The sequence below is a fragment of the Roseicyclus sp. genome, from assembly GCF_052168335.1.
In the GTDB taxonomy this organism is placed as follows: Bacteria; Pseudomonadota; Alphaproteobacteria; order Rhodobacterales; family Rhodobacteraceae; genus Roseibacterium.
In genome coordinates this window covers 1-2,273 of the sequence record NZ_JBQLZP010000307.1, presented here as the reverse complement: position 1 = coordinate 2,273, position 2,273 = coordinate 1, and the positions used below count along the sequence as shown (strand labels likewise).

The following is a 2,273-nucleotide window of genomic DNA, read 5'->3' as shown; positions in this document are numbered from 1 at the left end:
TCGGTGGCAACGACTGGGCCGCGGCCTGGGCCGTGGACGAGAGCGGGCGTCCGCTCCTGCCGGTCGGGCGCGGCATGACGGGCGAGCGCCAGCGCGAGATCGCGCTGCGCTTCGGGGTCAACCTCGTGATGCACGTCCTCTCGGGCAACTACAAATCCGACCAGGTGCACGTGCCCGCACTTCTCGAACGGCTGGGGCAGTAGGCGATGGCGCAGCAGATCCTTCTCGACCCGCTCCTGCCGCTCCCGTTGATCTACGCGCTGGGGGTGCTGACTGCCCTGATCGTGGGCCTTGCCCTCTGGCGGCGGCTGCCTGGCTGGCCCTACCGTCTCGCGGCGGGTGCGGTGCTTCTCGCGGCGCTCCTCAACCCCTCGCTCCAGTCCGAGGAACGCGAGCCGCTGTCGGACATCGTCCTCGTCGTGGTGGACGAGAGCGCGAGTCAGGGCCTCTCGGACCGCCCCGCCCAGACGGCCGAGTCGCTGGCGCGGCTCGAGGCGGAGGTCGGGGCGCTGGGTATGGAGATGCGGGTCTCAACCGTGGGCGACGCGCCCGACAACGCCGGCACGCTGCTCATGGAGGAGCTGACGCGCATGATGGCGGAGGAGCCGCGCGCGCGCATCGCGGGCGCCATCCTCGTCACCGACGGTCAGCTGCACGACGCCGACCTCGTGCCGGACATGCCGGCGCCGATCCACGCGCTGCTCACGGGGCGCGAGGGCGACTGGGACCGCCGCCTCGTGATCGAGAACGCGCCCGCCTTCGCGATCATCGGCGAGGAGTTCCAGCTCCGCCTCCGGCTCGAGGACCAGGGCGCGGTGCCCTCCGGCCTCGCGGGCCGGTCGGAGATCCTGATCGCCATCGACGGGGCCGAGCCGCAGAGCTTCACCGTGCCCGTGGGCGAGACGCTCAACCTGCCCCTGACGCTGGAGCACGCCGGGCAGAACGTCATCCAGTTCGTCGTGCCCGAGGCCGAGGGCGAGCTGACCGACCGCAACAACGCCGCCGTGGTGCAGGTGAACGGCATCCGCGACCGGCTGCGCGTGCTCCTCGTCTCGGGCGAGCCGCATCCGGGGCAGCGGACCTGGCGAAACCTGCTCAAGTCGGACCCCTCCGTGGACCTCGTCCACTTCACCATCCTGCGTCCGCCGGACAAGCAGGACGGCGTGCCCGTGACCGAGCTGTCGCTCATCGCCTTCCCGACGCGCGAGCTGTTCATGGAGGCGGTGGACGAGTTCGACCTGATCATCTTCGACCGCTACCAGCGGCGCGGCATCCTGCCGATGCTCTACATCGACAACATCCGCCGCTACGTCGTGGACGGGGGCGCGCTCCTGCTGGCGGCGGGACCGGACTTCGCCTCCGCGGCTTCGCTCTACCGCACGCCGCTGTCGGAGATCCTGCCGGGCCGGCCGACGGCCCGCGTGATCGAGGAGCCGTTCCTGCCGGAGATCTCGGACCTCGGACAGCGCCATCCCGTGACCGCGGGCCTCGACGCCGAACACACGCCCCTGCCGGACAGCGACCAGCCCTGGGGCCGGTGGTTCCGCCAGATCGAGCTGACGGCGCAGGGCGGGCAGACGGTGATGACGGGTGTGGACGACGCGCCGCTCCTGATGCTCGACCGGGTGGGCGAGGGGCGTGTGGCGCTGCTCGCCTCCGATCACGCCTGGCTCTGGGATCGCGGCTACGAGGGCGGCGGGCCGCAGCTCGAGATGCTGCGCCGCCTCGCGCACTGGATGATGGGCGAGCCCGACCTCGAGGAGGAGGCGCTGGTCGCGCGCGCCGATGGGCAGACCGTCACCGTGACGCGCCGGACGCTGGCCGACGACGCGGCCGACGTCACCGTGACCTACCCGGACGGGACCGAGGATGTCCTCGCGCTCGAGGAGACATCGCCCGGCCGTCACACGGCCGAGATCGACGGCGCCGCGCAGGGCCTCTACCGCTTCACGGACGGAACGCTCGAGACGGTCATCGCGCTCGGCCCCGCCGCGCCCCGCGAGTTCGAGGAGACGATCGCGAGCGACGCGCGCCTCGCCCCGGTGGTCGAGCCGTTGACCGGCGCCGTGCTGCGCCTCGAGGACGGGTTCCCGGACCTCCGCCGCGTGGCCGAGGGGCGCAACGCCTCCGGGCGCGGGTGGATCGGGCTGACGACGCGGGAGGCTTACCTCACGACGGATGTGACGGTGACGCCGCTCGTCTCGGCGTGGCTGTTCCTGCTGGTCGCCTCGGCGTTGATGCTGGGCGCGTGGCTGAGGGAAGGACGCCGCTAG

The 2,273-nt window shown here is 72.2% G+C and carries 2 protein-coding genes; both read left to right on the top strand.

What is annotated here, in order from left to right; translation table 11 throughout:
• The coding region (locus ACTS11_RS09555; RefSeq protein WP_442640089.1) for a DUF4159 domain-containing protein at positions 1–203 on the top strand (203 nt) is incomplete at its 5' end.
• Between the two features lie 3 nt (positions 204–206).
• Positions 207–2,273 carry a hypothetical protein gene (locus tag ACTS11_RS09550; protein ID WP_442640088.1) on the top strand — a complete coding sequence of 689 codons (2,067 nt, stop codon included), beginning with the start codon at positions 207–209 and terminating at the stop codon, positions 2,271–2,273.